At 66.1% G+C, this 16266-nt stretch carries 17 protein-coding genes; 11 read left to right on the forward strand and 6 right to left on the reverse strand.

The annotated features are described in order from the left end of the window. The first annotated feature begins 21 nt into the window (after nt 1-21). From L880_RS0119795 to L880_RS0119825, 7 genes are read left to right on the forward strand one after another with little or no spacing between them, the layout of a single operon-like run. Complete coding sequence (locus L880_RS0119795; RefSeq protein ID WP_019574291.1) at nt 22-1668, forward strand: CTP synthase; 1647 nt, start codon at nt 22-24, stop codon at nt 1666-1668. A gap of 17 nt (nt 1669-1685) precedes the next feature. Beyond that, complete coding sequence (kdsA, locus tag L880_RS0119800) at nt 1686-2540, forward strand: 3-deoxy-8-phosphooctulonate synthase (RefSeq protein ID WP_027477149.1); 855 nt, start codon at nt 1686-1688, stop codon at nt 2538-2540. Next, complete coding sequence (locus tag L880_RS0119805) at nt 2537-2824, forward strand: DUF1330 domain-containing protein (protein WP_027477150.1); 288 nt, start codon at nt 2537-2539, stop codon at nt 2822-2824. Before kdsA ends, L880_RS0119805 begins: the two co-directional genes overlap by 4 nt. A gap of 47 nt (nt 2825-2871) precedes the next feature. Continuing rightward, nucleotides 2872-4155: a phosphopyruvate hydratase gene (eno, locus tag L880_RS0119810; protein WP_027477151.1), complete on the forward strand. Its 1284-nt coding sequence runs from the start codon at nt 2872-2874 to the stop codon at nt 4153-4155. A gap of 31 nt (nt 4156-4186) precedes the next feature. Then, a complete protein-coding gene (ftsB, locus tag L880_RS0119815) occupies nt 4187-4462 on the forward strand; it encodes a cell division protein FtsB (protein WP_019574287.1) in 276 nt (91 codons plus the stop codon). A 34-nt stretch (nt 4463-4496) separates the two neighbouring features. Beyond that, complete coding sequence (gene pnuC, locus L880_RS0119820) at nt 4497-5153, forward strand: nicotinamide riboside transporter PnuC (RefSeq protein WP_027477152.1); 657 nt, start codon at nt 4497-4499, stop codon at nt 5151-5153. Beyond that, complete coding sequence (locus tag L880_RS0119825) at nt 5146-5826, forward strand: AAA family ATPase (protein WP_027477153.1); 681 nt, start codon at nt 5146-5148, stop codon at nt 5824-5826. Before pnuC ends, L880_RS0119825 begins: the two co-directional genes overlap by 8 nt. A 62-nt stretch (nt 5827-5888) precedes the next feature. Here L880_RS0119825 and hslO read toward each other — a convergent pair whose 3' ends face one another. Both hslO and L880_RS0119835 read right to left on the reverse strand, forming a co-directional pair. Continuing rightward, nucleotides 5889-6881 carry an Hsp33 family molecular chaperone HslO gene (hslO, locus tag L880_RS0119830; protein ID WP_027477154.1) on the reverse strand — a complete coding sequence of 331 codons (993 nt, stop codon included), beginning with the start codon at nt 6879-6881 and terminating at the stop codon, nt 5889-5891. 44 nt (nt 6882-6925) lie between these two features. Next, nucleotides 6926-7450, reverse strand: a complete 525-nt coding sequence (locus tag L880_RS0119835) for a gamma carbonic anhydrase family protein (protein WP_027477155.1) — start codon at nt 7448-7450, stop codon at nt 6926-6928. A gap of 87 nt (nt 7451-7537) precedes the next feature. Here L880_RS0119835 and L880_RS0119840 point away from each other — a divergent pair, with 87 nt between their 5' ends. From L880_RS0119840 to L880_RS0119850, 3 genes are all read left to right on the forward strand, one after another. Continuing rightward, nucleotides 7538-8356, forward strand: a complete 819-nt coding sequence (locus L880_RS0119840; protein ID WP_027477156.1) for a ferritin-like domain-containing protein — start codon at nt 7538-7540, stop codon at nt 8354-8356. 78 nt (nt 8357-8434) lie between these two features. After that, nucleotides 8435-9718 (forward strand): EAL and HDOD domain-containing protein, encoded by a 1284-nt coding sequence (locus L880_RS0119845; protein WP_027477157.1) that lies wholly within the window; start codon nt 8435-8437, stop codon nt 9716-9718. 53 nt (nt 9719-9771) lie between these two features. Next, a complete protein-coding gene (locus L880_RS0119850; protein ID WP_245615262.1) occupies nt 9772-11070 on the forward strand; it encodes an EAL and HDOD domain-containing protein in 1299 nt (432 codons plus the stop codon). Between the two features lie 54 nt (nt 11071-11124). On the opposite strand, the gene L880_RS0119855 is transcribed toward L880_RS0119850, so the two are convergent. The 3 genes from L880_RS0119855 to L880_RS0119865 form a co-directional block, all read right to left on the reverse strand. Beyond that, nucleotides 11125-12117: a Bug family tripartite tricarboxylate transporter substrate binding protein gene (locus L880_RS0119855; RefSeq protein WP_027477159.1), complete on the reverse strand. Its 993-nt coding sequence runs from the start codon at nt 12115-12117 to the stop codon at nt 11125-11127. Nucleotides 12118-12139: 22 nt separating this feature from the next. Continuing rightward, complete coding sequence (gene xerD / locus L880_RS0119860) at nt 12140-13063, reverse strand: site-specific tyrosine recombinase XerD (protein ID WP_051443449.1); 924 nt, start codon at nt 13061-13063, stop codon at nt 12140-12142. Between the two features lie 115 nt (nt 13064-13178). Continuing rightward, nucleotides 13179-14144, reverse strand: a complete 966-nt coding sequence (locus L880_RS0119865) for a tripartite tricarboxylate transporter substrate binding protein BugE (protein ID WP_027477161.1) — start codon at nt 14142-14144, stop codon at nt 13179-13181. Between the two features lie 121 nt (nt 14145-14265). Between L880_RS0119865 and L880_RS0119870 the strand changes: the two genes are divergently transcribed. Next, entirely contained in the window at nt 14266-15171 is a 906-nt protein-coding gene (locus L880_RS0119870; protein WP_027477162.1) for an AEC family transporter, read from the forward strand. Here the strand turns inward: L880_RS0119870 and queG are convergent. Then, entirely contained in the window at nt 15137-16207 is a 1071-nt protein-coding gene (gene queG, locus L880_RS0119875; RefSeq protein WP_027477163.1) for a tRNA epoxyqueuosine(34) reductase QueG, read from the reverse strand. The two genes, L880_RS0119870 and queG, sit on opposite strands and share 35 nt — an antisense overlap. Nucleotides 16208-16266 lie beyond the last annotated feature (59 nt).

Here is a 16266-nt window from a genome sequence, read left to right on the forward strand (position 1 = left end):
AACTGCTCCCGACCCCCCGACATGACCAAATTTGTCTTCGTCACCGGCGGTGTGGTGTCTTCCCTGGGCAAGGGAATCGCCTCAGCCTCCCTCGCCGCGATCCTCGAATCGCGAGGCCTCAAAGTCACTCTCATCAAGCTCGACCCGTACATCAACGTCGATCCGGGCACCATGTCGCCGTTCCAGCACGGCGAAGTGTTCGTGACCGATGACGGCGCCGAGACCGACCTCGACCTGGGCCACTACGAGCGTTTCATCGAAACGCGCATGAACAAGGCCAACAACTTCACCACCGGCCGGATCTACCAGTCGGTGCTCGAAAAAGAACGCCGTGGCGACTACCTGGGCAAGACCGTGCAGGTGATCCCGCACATCACCAACGAGATCCAGGAATACGTCAAGCGCGGCGCCGGCATCGGCACCCCGGATGAAGTCGACGTGGCCATCGTCGAAATCGGCGGCACCGTGGGCGACATCGAGTCGCTGCCCTTCCTGGAAGCCGCACGCCAGATGAGCCTGCGCATGGGCCCGAACAACGCGGCCTTCGTGCACCTGACCTATGTGCCCTGGATCGCCGCCGCCGGCGAGCTCAAGACCAAGCCCACCCAGCACACCGTGCAGAAGCTGCGCGAAATCGGCATCCAGGCCGACGCCCTGCTGTGCCGTGCCGACCGCCGCATCCCGGAAGACGAGCGCGCCAAGATCTCGCTGTTCACCAACGTGCCCGAATGGGGCGTGATCTCCATGTGGGACGTGAACACCATCTACAAGGTGCCCCGCATGCTGCACGAGCAGGGCCTGGACGGCCTGATCTGCGACAAGCTGCGCCTGAACACGCCGCCGACCAAGCTCCAGCGCTGGGACGACCTGGTGTTCGAAACCGAAAACCCCAAGGGCGAAGTCAAGATCGCCATGGTGGGCAAGTACGTCGATCTGTCCGACAGCTACAAGTCGCTCAACGAGGCGCTGCGCCATGCGGGCATGAAGAACCATGTGGCGGTGAAGATCGACTACGTCGACTCCGAAACCATTACCCCGCAGGACGTGAAGCGCCTGGGCCAGTACGACGCCATCCTGGTGCCGGGCGGCTTCGGCAAGCGCGGTGTCGAAGGCAAGATCTGCGCGGCCCAGTACGCCCGCGAGCACAAGCTGCCCTACCTGGGCATCTGCCTGGGCATGCAGGTCGCCACCATCGAATACGCGCGTCACGTGGCCGGACTGACCGATGCCAACAGCACCGAATTCGAACCCGACTCGCCGCACCCCGTGATCGCCCTGATCACCGAGTGGAAGGACGCCGACGGCACCATCAAGAAGCGTGACGAGAACTCCGACCTGGGCGGCACCATGCGCCTGGGCGCCCAGAGCTCCGACGTGACGCCCGGCACCCTGGCCCACAAGATCTACGGCGACGTGGTGACCGAGCGCCACCGCCACCGCTACGAGGCCAACGTCAACTACCTGGACCAGCTGCGCGATGCCGGCCTGGTGATCTCGGCCCTGACCCAGCGCGAGCACCTGACCGAAATCGTCGAGCTGCCGCAAAGCGTGCACCCCTGGTTCATGGGCGTGCAGTTCCACCCTGAGTTCAAATCCACCCCCTGGGACGGCCACCCGCTGTTCAACGCCTTCATCAAGGCGGCACTGGACCACAAGACTGCGGCCTGAACGGCCTGGGAAACACCATGAAACTCTGCGGCTTCGACATCGGTCTTGACCAACGCTTCTTCCTGATCGCCGGGCCCTGTGTGGTCGAGTCCGAGCAATTGCAGATGGACACCGCCGGCACGCTGAAGGAAATCACCTCGGCGCTCGGCATCCCCTTCATCTTCAAGAGCAGCTACGACAAGGCCAACCGCTCCTCGGGCACCAGTTTCCGGGGGCCGGGCATGGAGCGCGGCCTGGAGATCCTGGCCAAGGTGAAGAAAGAGCTGAACGTGCCCATCCTCACCGATGTGCACAGCGAAGCCGAGATCCCGGCCGTGGCCGCCGTGGTCGATGTGCTGCAGACGCCGGCCTTCCTGTGCCGGCAGACCGATTTCATCCGCGCCGTGGCCCAGTCGGGCAAGCCGGTGAACATCAAGAAGGGCCAGTTTCTCGCGCCCCACGACATGAAGAACGTGATCGACAAGGCCCGCGCCGCCGCCCGCGATGCCGGCCTGCCCGAAGACAGCTTCATGGCCTGCGAGCGCGGCGCCAGCTTCGGCTACAACAACCTGGTCAGCGACATGCGCAGCCTGGCCATCATGCGCGAGACCGGTGCGCCGGTGGTGTTCGACGCCACCCACAGCGTGCAGCTGCCGGGCGGCCAGGGCACCAGTTCGGGTGGCCAGCGTGAAATGGTGCCGGTGCTGGCCCGTGCCGCCGTGGCGGTGGGCGTGGCCGGCCTGTTCATGGAGACCCACCCCAACCCCAGCGAAGCCCTGAGCGACGGCCCCAACGCCGTGCCGCTCAAGCGCATGAAGGCCTTGCTCGAGACCTTGCTGGCGTTGGATTTGGTCACCAAAAAGAATCCCTTCCTGGAGGCGGATTTCGCATGAGTGCGTACATCATTGCCAACGTCACGGTCACCAACGCCGCGCAGTACGACGAGTACCGCCAATGGTCCACCGCCGCCATGCAGGCCCACCAGGCCGAAGTGTGCGTGCGCGGTGGTCAGGTCGAGGTGTTGGAAGGTGACTGGGCGCCCGAGCGCCTGGTCATCCTGAAGTTCGCCAATGTGGCTGCTGCCCGGGGCTTTTATGATTCGCCCGAATACGGGAAGGCCCGTGCGGCCCGCGAGGGCGCGGCCATCATGCGCATGATCGTGGTTGAAGGGGTCTGAGCCCCCTGACTGCAGACCGTTTTTGTTTTGTATTGAAAGAAGACAACATGAGTGCAATCGTAGACATCGTCGGCCGTGAAGTGCTGGACAGCCGCGGCAACCCCACCGTCGAATGCGACGTTCTGCTCGAATCGGGCGTGATGGGCCGCGCCGCCGTGCCCTCGGGCGCCTCCACCGGCAGCCGTGAAGCCATCGAACTGCGCGACGGCGACAAGTCGCGCTACCTGGGCAAGGGCGTGCTCAAGGCCGTCGAGCACATCAACACCGAGATCTCCGAGGCCGTGCTGGGCCTGGACGCCTCCGAGCAGGCCTTCCTGGACAAGACCCTGATCGACCTGGACGGCACCGACAACAAGAGCCGCCTGGGCGCCAACGCCATGCTGGCCGTGTCCATGGCCGTGGCCCGCGCTGCCGCCGAGGAATCGGGCCTGCCCCTGTACCGCTACTTCGGCGGCATGGGCGGCATGCAACTGCCGGTGCCGATGATGAACGTCATCAACGGCGGCGCGCACGCCAACAACAACCTCGATCTGCAAGAGCTGATGATCATCCCGGTGGGCGCCCCCACCTTCCGTGAAGCCGTGCGCTACGGTGCCGAGGTGTTCCACGCCCTCAAGAAGATCATCAACGACAAGGGCATGAGCACCGCCGTGGGCGACGAAGGCGGCTTTGCCCCCAGCGTGGCCAGCCACGAGGCCGCCATCCAGCTGATCCTCGAAGCCATCGACAAGGCCGGTTTCGTGGCCGGCGAACAGATCGCCCTGGGCCTGGACTGCGCCGCCAGCGAGTTCTACAAGGACGGCAAGTACCACCTCGAAGGCGAAGGCCTGGTGCTGTCGGCCGAAGAGTGGACCAACATCCTGGCCACCTGGTGCGACAAGTACCCCATCATCAGCATCGAAGACGGCATGGCCGAAGGCGACTGGGACGGCTGGAAGCACCTGACCGAACGCCTGGGCAAGAAGGTCCAGATCGTGGGTGACGACCTGTTCGTGACCAACACCAAGATCCTGAAGGAAGGCATCGACAAGGGCATCGCCAACTCGATCCTGATCAAGATCAACCAGATCGGCACCCTGACCGAAACCTTCCAGGCCATCGAGATGGCCAAGGTCGCCGGCTACACCGCCGTGATCTCGCACCGTTCGGGCGAAACCGAAGACTCCACCATTGCCGACATCGCCGTGGGCACCAACGCCGGCCAGATCAAGACCGGTTCGATGAGCCGCAGCGACCGCATCGCCAAGTACAACCAGCTGCTGCGCATCGAAGAAGACCTGGGCGACATCGCCGTCTACCCGGGCCGTGCTGCCTTCTACAATCTGCGCTGACCACCACTGCGCATGATGTGCTGATACCGCCATGGGCCTTCGCCTGCTTCCGCTGATCCTGCTGGCCATGTTGGGCCTGCTGCACGCCCAGCTCTGGCTGGGCCGCGGCAGTATTCCCAACGTCGCCAGCCTGCAACAGAAGATCGACGAGCAGCAGGCCCGCAACGCGGCGGCCCAGCGCATCAACGACCAGCTCGCCTCCGAGGTCAACGACCTCAAGGAGGGGCTGGCCATGGTCGAAGAACGTGCCCGCATCGAGCTGGGCATGGTCAAGCCCAACGAGATCTTCGTCCAGATCACCAAATAAGCGCCCGGCCTGATGGCTGCGGCGCCTTTTCTCCATGGATGCCCTGTTCACCACCGCGTTTGAACTCTGGGGCGCCTCCACCAGTTGGCTTGAGGTCGTCGCTTTCGGCCTGGCACTCGCCATGGTGGCCTGCAATATCCGCGAAATCCACTGGGGCTGGCCGCTGGCCATGCTGAGTTCGGCCCTCTACCTGCTGCTGTTCTGGCGCAGCCGCCTGTATGGCGATGCCCTGCTGCAGGCCTTTTTTGCCGTGTTGGCCCTGTGGGGCTGGTCGCAATGGCTGCAAGGCGGCAAAACCTCAGACGGCGGCGCCCCCCGCCAGGCCCTGCGCATCAGTTCGCTGAGTGCACGCGGGCGCCTGGGCGTGGTGCTGGCCTGTGCCGCCCTGTGGCCGCTGACAGGCTGGTTTCTGCAGCGCTACACCGACTCCGACGTGCCCTTGTGGGACGCCTTCCCGACCGCCGCCAGCCTGGTCGGCCAGGTGCTGCTGGGGCGCAAGCTGACCGAGAACTGGCTGGTGTGGCTGATCGTCAACCTGGTCTGCATCGGCCTGTTTGCCTACAAGGGCCTGTGGCTGACCACCGTGCTGTACGCCCTGTTCAGCGCCTTGAGCGTGGTGGGCTGGCGGGCCTGGAGACATCAGCAGGGGCCGCAAGGCCAAGCCCAGACAGCGGGCCAGGCCCATGGCTGAAACCGCGCTGCGCGTGGCCCTGCTGGGCGCTGAAAGCACCGGCAAGACCGCCCTCAGCCTGGCGTTGGGCCAGGCCTTGAACGACTGCGGCATCGCCTGCGCCGTGGTGCCCGAGTACCTGCGCGAATGGTGCGAACGCGAAGCCCGCACCCCCCTGCCCGAGGAACAATCGGCCATCGCCCAGGAGCAGGCCCGGCGCGTGATCGCCGCCGCCCGTGACGCAGCCCTGGTGCTGGCCGACACCACCCCGCTGATGACGGCGGTGTACAGCGACCTGCTGTTCCAGGACACCCGCCTGTACGCCGACGCGGCGCGCCACCAGCAAGGCTATGCCCTGACCCTGCTGACCGGCCTGGACCTGCCCTGGGTGGCCGACGGCCTGCAGCGCGATGGCCCCCAGGTGCGTGAACCGGTGGACGCCCGGCTGCGGCAGGCCCTGAGCAAGCACCACCTGCCCTACCAGGTGGTGTACGGCACGGGCGAGCGCCGCCTGCAAAACGCCTTGCTGCCCCTGACCCGACTGCCCAGGCTGCCGGGGCGCGAGCGCCTGCTCGAACGCATCGCCAGCCTGCGTGACGAACAGGTGCTGAACCGGCCCTGGCGCTGCGAGCATTGCAGCGACGGTGCCTGCGAGCACAAGCTCTTCTCGGGGCTGCTGCCACGCGGGCCCTGAAAGCAAAACGCCCCATCAAGGGGCGTTTCAGGGGCAACAGGCACCCATCCGGTGCAATGTCTTTATTGCACCGTCTTGGTGCCCGGGGCCAGATGGTGCTCATCGCGCGTGAACAGCGTGGCCGCGTCCACCGCGTCGAAATGGTATTGCTGGCCGCAGAACTCACAGCCCACTTCGATCTGTCCCTGCTCGGCCAGGATGCTTTCAACCTCTTCGGTGCCCAGGCCACGGATCATCTGGCCCACGCGTTCACGGCTGCAGCTGCAGGCGAAGCGCGGCGCGGTGTCACCCTGCAGGGGCTCGAAGCGCACCACTTTTTCTTCCCAGAACAGGCGGCGCAGGATGGTGTCCACATCCAGCGTCAGCAGTTCCTCGCGCTTGAGGCTGCCGGCCAGCAGGGCGATGCGGTTGTAGTGCTCGTTCAGGCCGATCTCGTCTTCGTTGGCGGCCGAGCGCAGGCTGCCCGCCAGATTGCCCTCGCCTTCCAGCGGCAGGCGCTGGATCAGCAGGCCGGCGGCCACCTTGTCGTCGGCTGCCAGCACCAGGCAGGTGTCGAGCTGCTCGCTTTGCAGCATGTAGTGCTCCAGCACCGAGCTGAGCTTTTCGAGCTTGTGGCCGTGGTCGTCGAACAAGGGCACCACGCCCTGGTAAGGCTGCTGGCCGGGGAACTTGTCCTTGGGGTCCAGGGTGATGGCGCAACGCCCCTTGTTGTGGACATTGACCATCTCGCTCAGGCGCGCGTCTTCAGGCACCTCGCCGACCAGGGTGGCCGTCACGCGCAGACTGAGGTCGGGCTGGGCTTCGGCCACGGCCACACGCACGGGGCCGTCGCCAAACACCTGCAGCACCAGCGCACCATTGAACTTGATGTTGGACTGCATCAGCACGCTGGCCGCGGCCATCTCACCCAGCAGCTCGCGCACCGGCACCGGGTAGGCCCCGGTGGCCGAATTGGCGGCGCGCCGGGCCAGGACCTCGGTCCAGGCATCCGTCAGGCGCACGATCATGCCGCGCACCGGCAGGCCATCAAAGAGAAATTTATGAAGTTCAGACACGCAAAAAAATCCTGAAAATCGCCACCTCGAACAAGCCCGGGGGCTCAGTCGATGCGACGCAGACCCGCCTTGAAACGGCGGGCGTTGTCGATGTAATGCTTCGCACTCTGGCGAAGCCCTTCAATCTGCTCGGGGCTGAGCTGGCGAATCGCCTTGGCCGGGCTGCCGATGATCATCGAACCGTCCGGAAACTCCTTGCCCTCGGTGACCAGCGAGCCGGCCCCCACCAGGCAGTTCTTGCCGATGCGCGCCCCATTGAGCACCACCGCACCGATGCCGATCAGCGACTCGTCGCCGATGGTGCAGCCATGCAGCATGACCTGGTGGCCCACCGTCACGTTGCGCCCCACCACCAGCGGCTTGCCGTGGTCGGCATGCAGCACGCTGGCGTCCTGGATGTTCGACCCCTCACCGATGGTGATGGATTCGGTATCGCCCCGCACCACCGTGCCAAACCAGACGCTGGCGTCCGGCCCTACGCTGACCCGGCCCATCACCTGGGCGCTGTCTGCAATCCAGGCCGATTCGGCCACTTCCGGGGCCACCCCGTCGAGTTCATACACTGCCATTCATTGTCTCCAGTGGGTCCATTTGGGGCCGCTTTGTCGGCCATCAAGTGCCGGGCATGCCCAGCCGCGCAGCCTAGAATTGTAGAGATGGAGCTACGTCAACGTGCATTGGAGGTCTTGTGCCTCACCGATCCGGCCCAAAAAGTGGCTGCCACCGTGGCCTTGCACGAGCAGGCCCCTGCGCTGGTGCTGGACGTGGAGGCACGTCTGCAGCCCCCCTCAGGCGCCTCGCTGCCCGGCCACCCCGACCGCCCGCCCCTGGTCAAGCACACCGAAGTCGTCAAGCGCTCGCCCAGCACGGTGGAGGGGCGGGCCGCTCTGTTGCACTCGATTGCCCACATCGAATTCAATGCCATCAACCTGGCGCTCGATGCGGTCTGGCGCTTTGCCGGCATGCCGGCGGCCTATTACACCGACTGGCTGCGGGTGGCGCGCGAGGAGGCTTACCACTTCGAGCTGCTGCGCGCGCAATTGCAAGGCATGCCCCACAACGGGCAAGCCTGGGACTATGGCGACTTTCCGGCCCACCAGGGGCTGTGGTCCATGTGTGAACGCACCGCGGACGACATCGTGGCGCGCATGGCCCTGGTGCCCCGCACCATGGAAGCCCGGGGTCTGGATGCCACCCCGCTGATTCAGGCCAAGCTGCGGCGCATCGGCACCCCCGATGCGCTCGAGGCCGTGGCCGTGCTGGACATCATCTTGCGCGACGAGGTCGGCCATGTGGCCATTGGCAACCACTGGTACCGCTGGTTGTGTGAGCGCCAAGGCCTGGACCCGGTCGCCCTCTACCCCGAACTGACACGTCGCCACGAGGCCCCGCGCATGCGCCCGCCCTTCAACGACCAGGCCCGGCGTGCGGCAGGGTTCACGGAAATCGAGATGGAATGGTTGCAAAGCGGATAAACCGCTGAGCGGAAATCCGTTTAGAGGCCCATACGCTCCGTTCATCCCTAAAATAGCGGCCGTGAAAGGCTTCCCAACATGACTGCTGTACGTCCGAACACTGCCACCCCCGCTGGCGTGCCCCCCTCCGCGGCAAACGGACAAACCCAGGCGCCGATGATCGCCCGTCAGGCCATCGTTGATGCCTCCCACAAGGTCGTGGGCTACGAGTTGTTCGACCGCAGCCAGGCCTCCGGTGACCACACCGCGGCCACGGACGTGTCATTGGTGTTCAATGCCCTGTCGCATGTGGGCGAAGAAGACCTGTTCGGCAAGCTGTTCCTGTTCGTCAACTGCACCCACGACAGCCTGGCCGGTGGCCACCTGGACCTGGTCAACCCCGAACGCCTGGTGCTGGAGATTCCGCCGCTGGACGACGCCAGCCCCCAGAACGTGGAGCACCGGCTGCCCATCCTGGCGCAATTGCGCCAACGCGGCTTTCGCCTGGCTTTTGGTCAGTATGTGCTGGAGCCGGCCTATGCGCTGTGGCGTCCGCTGGCGACCTTCTTGAAGCTCGATCTGGCCCTGATCGCCAACAGCGACCTCAAAGAGGTGGTCAAGACGGCCCGCCGCAGCACCGATGCGGCCCTGATCGCCGAGAAGGTGGAAACCGCCGAGCAGTACGACCGCGTCTCCAGCCTGGGCGTGCAGTTGTTCCAGGGCTATTGGTTCGCCCGCCCCACCCTGGTCAAGACCCGCATGGTCTCGCCCTCGCAGGCCCACATCCTGCAGTTGCTGAAACTGGTGCGCAACCAGGCCAGCACCGATGAGATCGAGGAAGTGCTGAAGAAAGACGCTGGCCTGGCCTTCAACCTGCTGCGGCTGATCAACTCGGCCGGTTTCGGCTATGCGCGCGAAGTCACCTCGTTCCGCCAGGCCGTCATGCTGCTGGGCCTCAAGAAGCTGTTCCGCTGGGCCGCCTTGCTGCTCACCGCGACCCGCGCTGACAGCTCGCCGGCCACCATCGGCAACATGGCCGTGGTGCGCGGGCGCCTGATGGAATTGCTGGCCGAACAGGCCCTGAGCCCCGAAGACGCCGACAACGCCTTCGTGGTGGGCATTTTCTCGCTGCTCGACGTGATGCTGGGCGTGCCGCTGGAACAGGCCCTGGAAACCCTGACCCTGCCGCAGAGCGTGATGAACGTGCTGTTGCGCAAGGAAGGCCCCTACGCCCCCCTGCTGGAATTGGCAGAGGCCTGCGAGCTGGGCGACGAAGTGCGCTTCAACCAGGCCTGTCAGGCCCTCAAGCTCAGTGGCCAGCAAGCCAACTGGGCGCATTTGCAGGCCCTGGCCTGGGCCGACCAGATGGTCAATGAGGCCTGACCGCCCCCCCGCCGACACGGGCTCGACACAGATCAAAGCAGGAAGGAAACCCCATGAGTTCCAATGAGGCCACGCTGGGAGACAGCAACCTGTCTCCGCTGGACAAAATCGCCGACAGCGACGCAGGCAACCCCGCCGAAGACGAAAACGCCTCGGTGATCGCGCGTCAGGCCATCGTCGACGAACACCGTGCCGTGTATGGCTACGAGCTTTTTGACCGTTCCACCCGGGGCGCCAGCCACACTGCGGCCAGCGACGCGGCCTTGCTGTTCAATGCCTTGTCCTACGCCGGCACCGAAGCCCTGGTGGGCAAGAAGACAGTGTTCATCAACTGCACCCACGACAGCCTGGCCGGCGGCCACCTGGAGTTGATCAGCCCCGAGAAAGTGGTGCTGGAAGTGCCCCCCATGCCGACCGACGATGTGGAGCTGATCGAGCAGCGGGCCCTGATTCTGAAAGACCTGCGGGAACGCGGCTTCCGTCTCGCCTTCCCTCACATGATGCTGCGCCGGGCCTATGTCTCATGGCTGCCCCTGGCCTCGTTCATCAAGATCGAGATGAACATCCTGAAGCCCGAATTGGCCGAGCCCCTGATCAAGTTCGCCCGCGCCAACACCAAGGCCGAGATGATCGCCGAGAAGGTGGAGACGGCCGAACAGTTCGAGCGCATGGCCAAGCTGGGCGTGAAGCTGTTCCAGGGTTTCTGGTTCGCCAAGCCCTCGCTGGTGCAGGCCAAGACCATCCGCCCCTCACAGGCCACCATCATCCAGTTGATCAATCTGGTGCGCAAACAGGCCGATGCGGGCGAGATCGAAGATCTGCTCAAGAAAGACCCCACCCTGTCTTTCAACCTGCTGCGCTTCATCAACTCGGCCGGCTTCGGGCTGCAGGTCGAGGTCACCTCGTTCCGCCATGCCGTGATGATGCTGGGCATGAAGAAGCTGTTCCGCTGGGCGGCCCTGCTGCTCACCACCTCCAAGGATGGAGCGCCCCCCGCCGTGGGCACCACCGCCGTGGTGCGTGGGCGCCTGATGGAACTGCTGGCGGCCGAACTGCTGCCGGCCGAGGAGTGCGACAACGCCTTCATCGTGGGCGTGTTCTCCCTGCTCGACACCATGCTGGGCATCTCGCTGGACAAGGCGCTGCAAACGGTCTCGCTGCCGCAGAACGTGATCGATGCCCTGCTGAACAAGACCGGCGTGTTCTGGCCCTTCCTGGAGCTGACCATTGCCTGCGAATCGGGTGACGACGCGGTGTTTGCGCGCGTGGCCACCGAGCTGCACCTGTCCAACCGCCAGGTCAACTGGGCCCACCTGCAGGCCCTGGACTGGGCCGAGTCGCTCAACGACTGAGCGCCTGGCGACCCTTGCGACCACTGGCGATCACATGCAAGCGGTCGCCCCGACTCACTCCGCCTTGATGCCCGCCTGCCGGATGATGCGGGCGTTGGCCTCCGACTCCTGGGCGATCAGGCGGGCGAAATCACTGGCCTTGCCCCCTGCGGGCAGATTTTCGCTGGCCAGCAGCCGGCTGCGCACCTCGGGCTGGGCCAGCACCCGGTTCACCTCGGCATTGATGCGCTCCACCACGGCGGCCGGCGTGCGGGCCGGTGCCAGCAGCCCGAACTGCGAAGCCAGGTTGGCGGCGGGGTAGCCCAGTTCGGCCAGCGTGGGCACCTTGGGCAAGGCCTCCAGTCGGCTGGCCGCGCCCACCGCCAAGGGCTGCAGGCGCCCGCTCTTCACATGCTGCAGCACGGCGGCACTGGCGTTGGTCGACAAGACCTCGAACTGGCCGCTCAAGGCGTCCGTCATCTGCTGCCCGCCCCCTTTGTAGGGCACGTGGGTGATGTCGACCTGGGCCGCCGCACGCAGCTGCTCCAGCATGATGTGCCCCAGCGAGGCCTGTCCGGCCGTGGCCCAACGCACCTGCCCCGGCTGCTTGCGCGCCTGCGCCAGCAGGCCCGCAAAATCAGCCAGCCCCGAGCCGGGCGTGGCCAGCAGCAGCACGGGCGAGGCCATCACATTCACCACCGGCACCAGGTCATGGGCCGGGTCATAGGGCAGCTTGCCCAGGTGGGGGCTCAGGGTCAGCGGGCTGATGGCGCTGAAGCCCAGGGTGTAGCCATCGGGGGCCGACTTGGCCACCGCGTCCATGGCAATCGCCCCACTCGCGCCAGCCTTGTTCTCGATCACCACCGGTTGGCCCAGCGGCCCTTGCAGGCGCTCGGCCAGCAGGCGGGCCACCACGTCGCTCACGCCCCCGGGCGGGTAGGCCACCAGCAGGCGCACCGGGCGGCTGGGCCAGGCGGGGCTGGCCGGGCTCTGGGCCCAACTGAGAGCCGGCAGCAGGCCGGGTGCAGCGGACAGGGCCAGGAATTGACGACGTGAGGTCTGAGACATGAAAACTCCAAGGCGAGGCCACTCAGCCCCGCGGGTGGTGTTGGGCATGCAGCTGGCGCAGGCGCTCGCGGGCCACATGGGTGTAGATGGTGGTGGTCGAGATGTCGGCATGCCCCAGCAGCATCTGCACGGCACGCAGGTCGGCCCCATGGTTGAGCAGGTGGGTGGCAAACGCATGGCGCAGCGTGTGCGGCGACAGCGGAGCCCGGATGCCCGCACGCTCGGCATTCTTGCGCACGATGACCCAGAACATGGCCCGGGTCATGCCCTGCCCACGCTGGGTGACAAACAGATCGTCACTGAGCTGCCCGCCCAGGATGGCCGGGCGGGCCTCAGCCAGGTAGGTCTGCAGCCAGTCGCGGGCCACTTCGCCGAAGGGCACCAGGCGCTCCTTGCCGCCCTTGCCCTGGGCCTTGAGCACGCCCTCGGCCAGGCCCACTTCATGCAGGCGCAGGCCCACCAGTTCGGACACCCGCAGGCCGCTGGCGTAGATCAGCTCCAGCATGGCGCGGTCGCGCAGGCCCAAGGGGGTGCCGGTGTCGGGCGCGGCCAGCAAGGCCTCGACCTGGGCTTCGCTGAGGGTCTTGGGCACGCGCAGGGGCTGGCGCGCCGCCTGCAGGCGCAGGGTGGGGTCGGCGGTGATGTGGCGCTCGCGCAGGGCCCAATGGAAATAGCGGCGCAGCACGGTCAGCCGCCGGTTGGAGGTGGTGATCCGGCTTTGCTCGTGGCGTTGGGCAAAGTAGTGCTGGATGTGCGTCTCGCCAGCCCCGTCGAGCGACAGCCCCTGCTGAGCCAGGGCGCCAGCGAACAGGGTCAGATCGCGCCGGTAGGCCGCCAGCGTGTTCTGCGACAGGCCGTCTTCCAGCCACAGGGCATCGATGAAGCTGTCGATCAGGCCCTGGCTGATCGGCGTGGGCGCGGGCGTGGGCTGGGGCGGCGTGGGCATGGATGAAGGCAGACGGAGCCTGAACTATGCCACGCCATCAGTACAAAAAAGGCCGGGCGCTGCAATGAGCGACCGGCCTTTGGCGAAGGTTTCCAGGCCACAAAGGGCCTGCGCTTCAATCCAGGGTCAGCTTCTGCTGTTGCACCACGCGCTTGTAGACCTCGTACTCCGACTTGATCTGTTCGGTGAACTGCTCGGGGGTGTTGCCCACGATGATCGAGCCGGTGTCTTCGATGCGCTTGCGCACCGCCGGGTCTTCCAGGGCCTTGCGCACACCGGCGTTGATCTTGTCCACCACCTCTTTGGGCAGGCCCTTGGGGCCGTAGATGCCGTAGTAGGCCATGCGGTTCACCGGCTCCAGCCCGACCTCCTTGAAGGTGGGCACATTGGGCAGGGCGGCCAGGCGCGTGGGGGCGGCCACCACGATGGGGATCAGCCGGTTCTCACGCACAAAGGGCATGGCCGAGGGCATGTTGTCGAAGATCATCGGCACCTGACCGGCCACCGTGTCGTTCAAGGCCGGGCCCGCGCCACGGTAGGGAATGTGGGTGACGAACACGCCGGCCAGGTTCTTGTAGAGCTCCATCTGCAGGTGGCCGATGCCCCCGGTGCCCGAGGACGAGTACGAGTACTTGCCGGGCGACTTCTTCACCTCGGCCAGAAAGCTCTTGTAGTCCTTGCCCGGGAAGTTCGGGTGCACCGCAATCACGTTGGGCGTGGCGGCCACGTTGACGATGGGCGTGAAGTCGGTCAGCGGGTTGTAGGGGATCTTGGGGTTGATGGCCGGGTTGGCGGCGGTGGTCGACACCGTGGCCACGCCCAGGTTGTAGCCGTCGGGCACGGCACGGGCCGTCTCGGTGGCCCCCACCACGCCGCCGCCGCCCGCCTTGTTGATCACCACCACGGGCTGCCCCAGCACCTTGCCCAGCGGGTCGGCGATGGTGCGGGCGATGATGTCGGTCGTGCCCCCCGGCGCAAATGGAACGACCAACTGAATGGCCTTGGTCGGGTAAGACTGCGCCCACACGGCACCAGTCAATGTGCTCAGAGCCAGTGCAGCAATCCAGGTACGGCGGTGCATTTGAATTCTCCTAGTCAACCTTAAACGGATCCGAGATCGTAACGGCTAGCCCGAACCGTCCCCCTGTGGAAAGCAGCTAGTGACAAACCCTGAGGGCAGGCGCGACTGGTATTCTCGACCGGTGAACTACGCCCAACTGCTCTTCCCCGATTTTTCGCTGATTCTTTGCGGCTTTCTGTTGTGCCGATACACCGCACTGAACCGCACCGTGTGGCAGCAGGTGGAAAGCCTGGTGTATTTCTTTCTGTTCCCGGTGCTGCTGTTTCACTCCATCGTGAAGAGCCCTTTGAACCTGGGCGAGGCCTCCTCGCTGCTCATGGCGGGCGTGCTGACGGGCCTGTCTGGCATTGCACTGTCCTATGCCCTGCCGCACCTGCCGGTCATCGGGCGCCACATGCGCGGGCGGGAGCACCCGGCCAGCGTGCAGGTGGCTTTCCGCTTCAACTCCTTTGTGGCGCTGGCCATCGCGGACCGGCTGGCCGGCCCCCAGGGCATGCTGCTGATCGCGGTGCTGATCGGGGTGTGCGTGCCGATCTTCAACGTGGCAGCGGTCTGGCCCATGGCCCGCCACGCCAAGCGCGGTTTTCTGGGCGAGGTGTTGCGCAACCCCCTGGTGCTGGCGACGGCCAGCGGGCTCATCGCCAACCTGGCCGGTTTCACCATGCCCGTCTGGCTGGACCCCACGGTCAGCCGCATCGGGGCCGCCTCGCTGGCACTGGGGCTGATGTCGGCAGGCGCGGGCATGGAGATCGGCCAACTGGCCAAGGCGCGCACCCTGGCGGTGGCCGTGCTGGCCATCCGCCACCTGATCTCGCCGTTGCTGGCCTGGGCCCTGGCCCGTGCCTTCGGGCTGGACACGGTTCAGACCACCGTGTTGCTGGCGTTCTCAGCCCTGCCCACGGCTTCGACCTGCTATGTGCTGGCCGCGCGCATGGGTTACAACGGCCCCTATGTGGCCGGCCTGGTCACGCTGTCGACCTTGCTGGGCATCGTCAGTCTGCCCTTTGCCCTGGGGGTGTTGCGCTGAGCGCCCAGTGCAGGTGTTCCGCGAGCACCTGATCGGCCCCCTCCAGATGGGCCGCCAGCGCCTGCATCAGCACCGCGGCCTCCGCCCCCCCCAAGCCGCCATGCAAGGCGTTGCCAGCCGCAACCGCCAGGTTGCGCACCCAGCGCCAATGGCCGATGCGCCGGATCGGGCTGCCCTCGGTGCGGCGCAGAAACTCGCTCTCGGACCAGCCCAGCAAGTGCGCCAGCGTTTGACCTGACAGGCCGGCGCGCTCGTCAAAATCCGCCAGCGGCGAGCGCTGGGCAAACTTGTTCCAGGGGCACACCAGTTGGCAGTCGTCGCAACCGTAGATGCGGTTGCCCATCAAGGGGCGCAGGGCCGGCTCGATCGCGCCGTCGTGCTCGATGGTGAGGTAGGAGATGCAACGCCGCGCATCCACCCGCTGCGCCGCCACGATGGCCTGGGTGGGGCAGGCCTGCACGCAGGCACTGCACTGGCCGCAGTGCGCGGTGACCGGATCGGTCGGTGGCAAGGGGATGTCCAGGTAGATCTCGCCCAGAAAGAACATCGAGCCACCCTCGCGGTTCAGCACCAGGCTGTGCTTGCCGCGCCAGCCCTGGCCACTGCGAGCAGCCAGCTCGGCCTCCAGCACCGGGGCCGAATCGGTGAACACCCGGTGGCCCAGGGGCCCGATCTCGGCAGCCAGGCGTTCGGCCAGCTTTTGCAGGCGGCTGCGCAGCACCTTGTGGTAGTCGCGCCCCCGGGCGTACAGCGACACCACGGCCTCGCCGGGGCGCTGCAATCGGGCCAGTTCGCGCTCGGTCCAGTCAGGCGGGGTGCTGGCGGGCAGATAATCCATGCGCGCGGTCAGCACGCTGACCGTGCCCGGCACCAGTTCGGCCGGCCGGGCCCGCTTGAGCCCATGCGCAGCCATGTAATTCATGCTGCCGTGGAACCCGGCGGCCAGCCAGGCCTCCAAGCCTGGCTCGGCACTCGCCAGGTCGATGCCAGCCACGCCGATTTGAGAAAATCCCAGCTCCCGGGCCCAGCCCTGGATGTGGGAAACAAGTTGATGGCCGTTGATTTGCACCCCGGAATTGTAGGAACCCCGTTGCC

Origin of the sequence: Curvibacter gracilis ATCC BAA-807 (assembly GCF_000518645.1) — a bacterium.
Classification (GTDB): domain Bacteria; phylum Pseudomonadota; class Gammaproteobacteria; order Burkholderiales; family Burkholderiaceae_C; genus Curvibacter; species Curvibacter gracilis.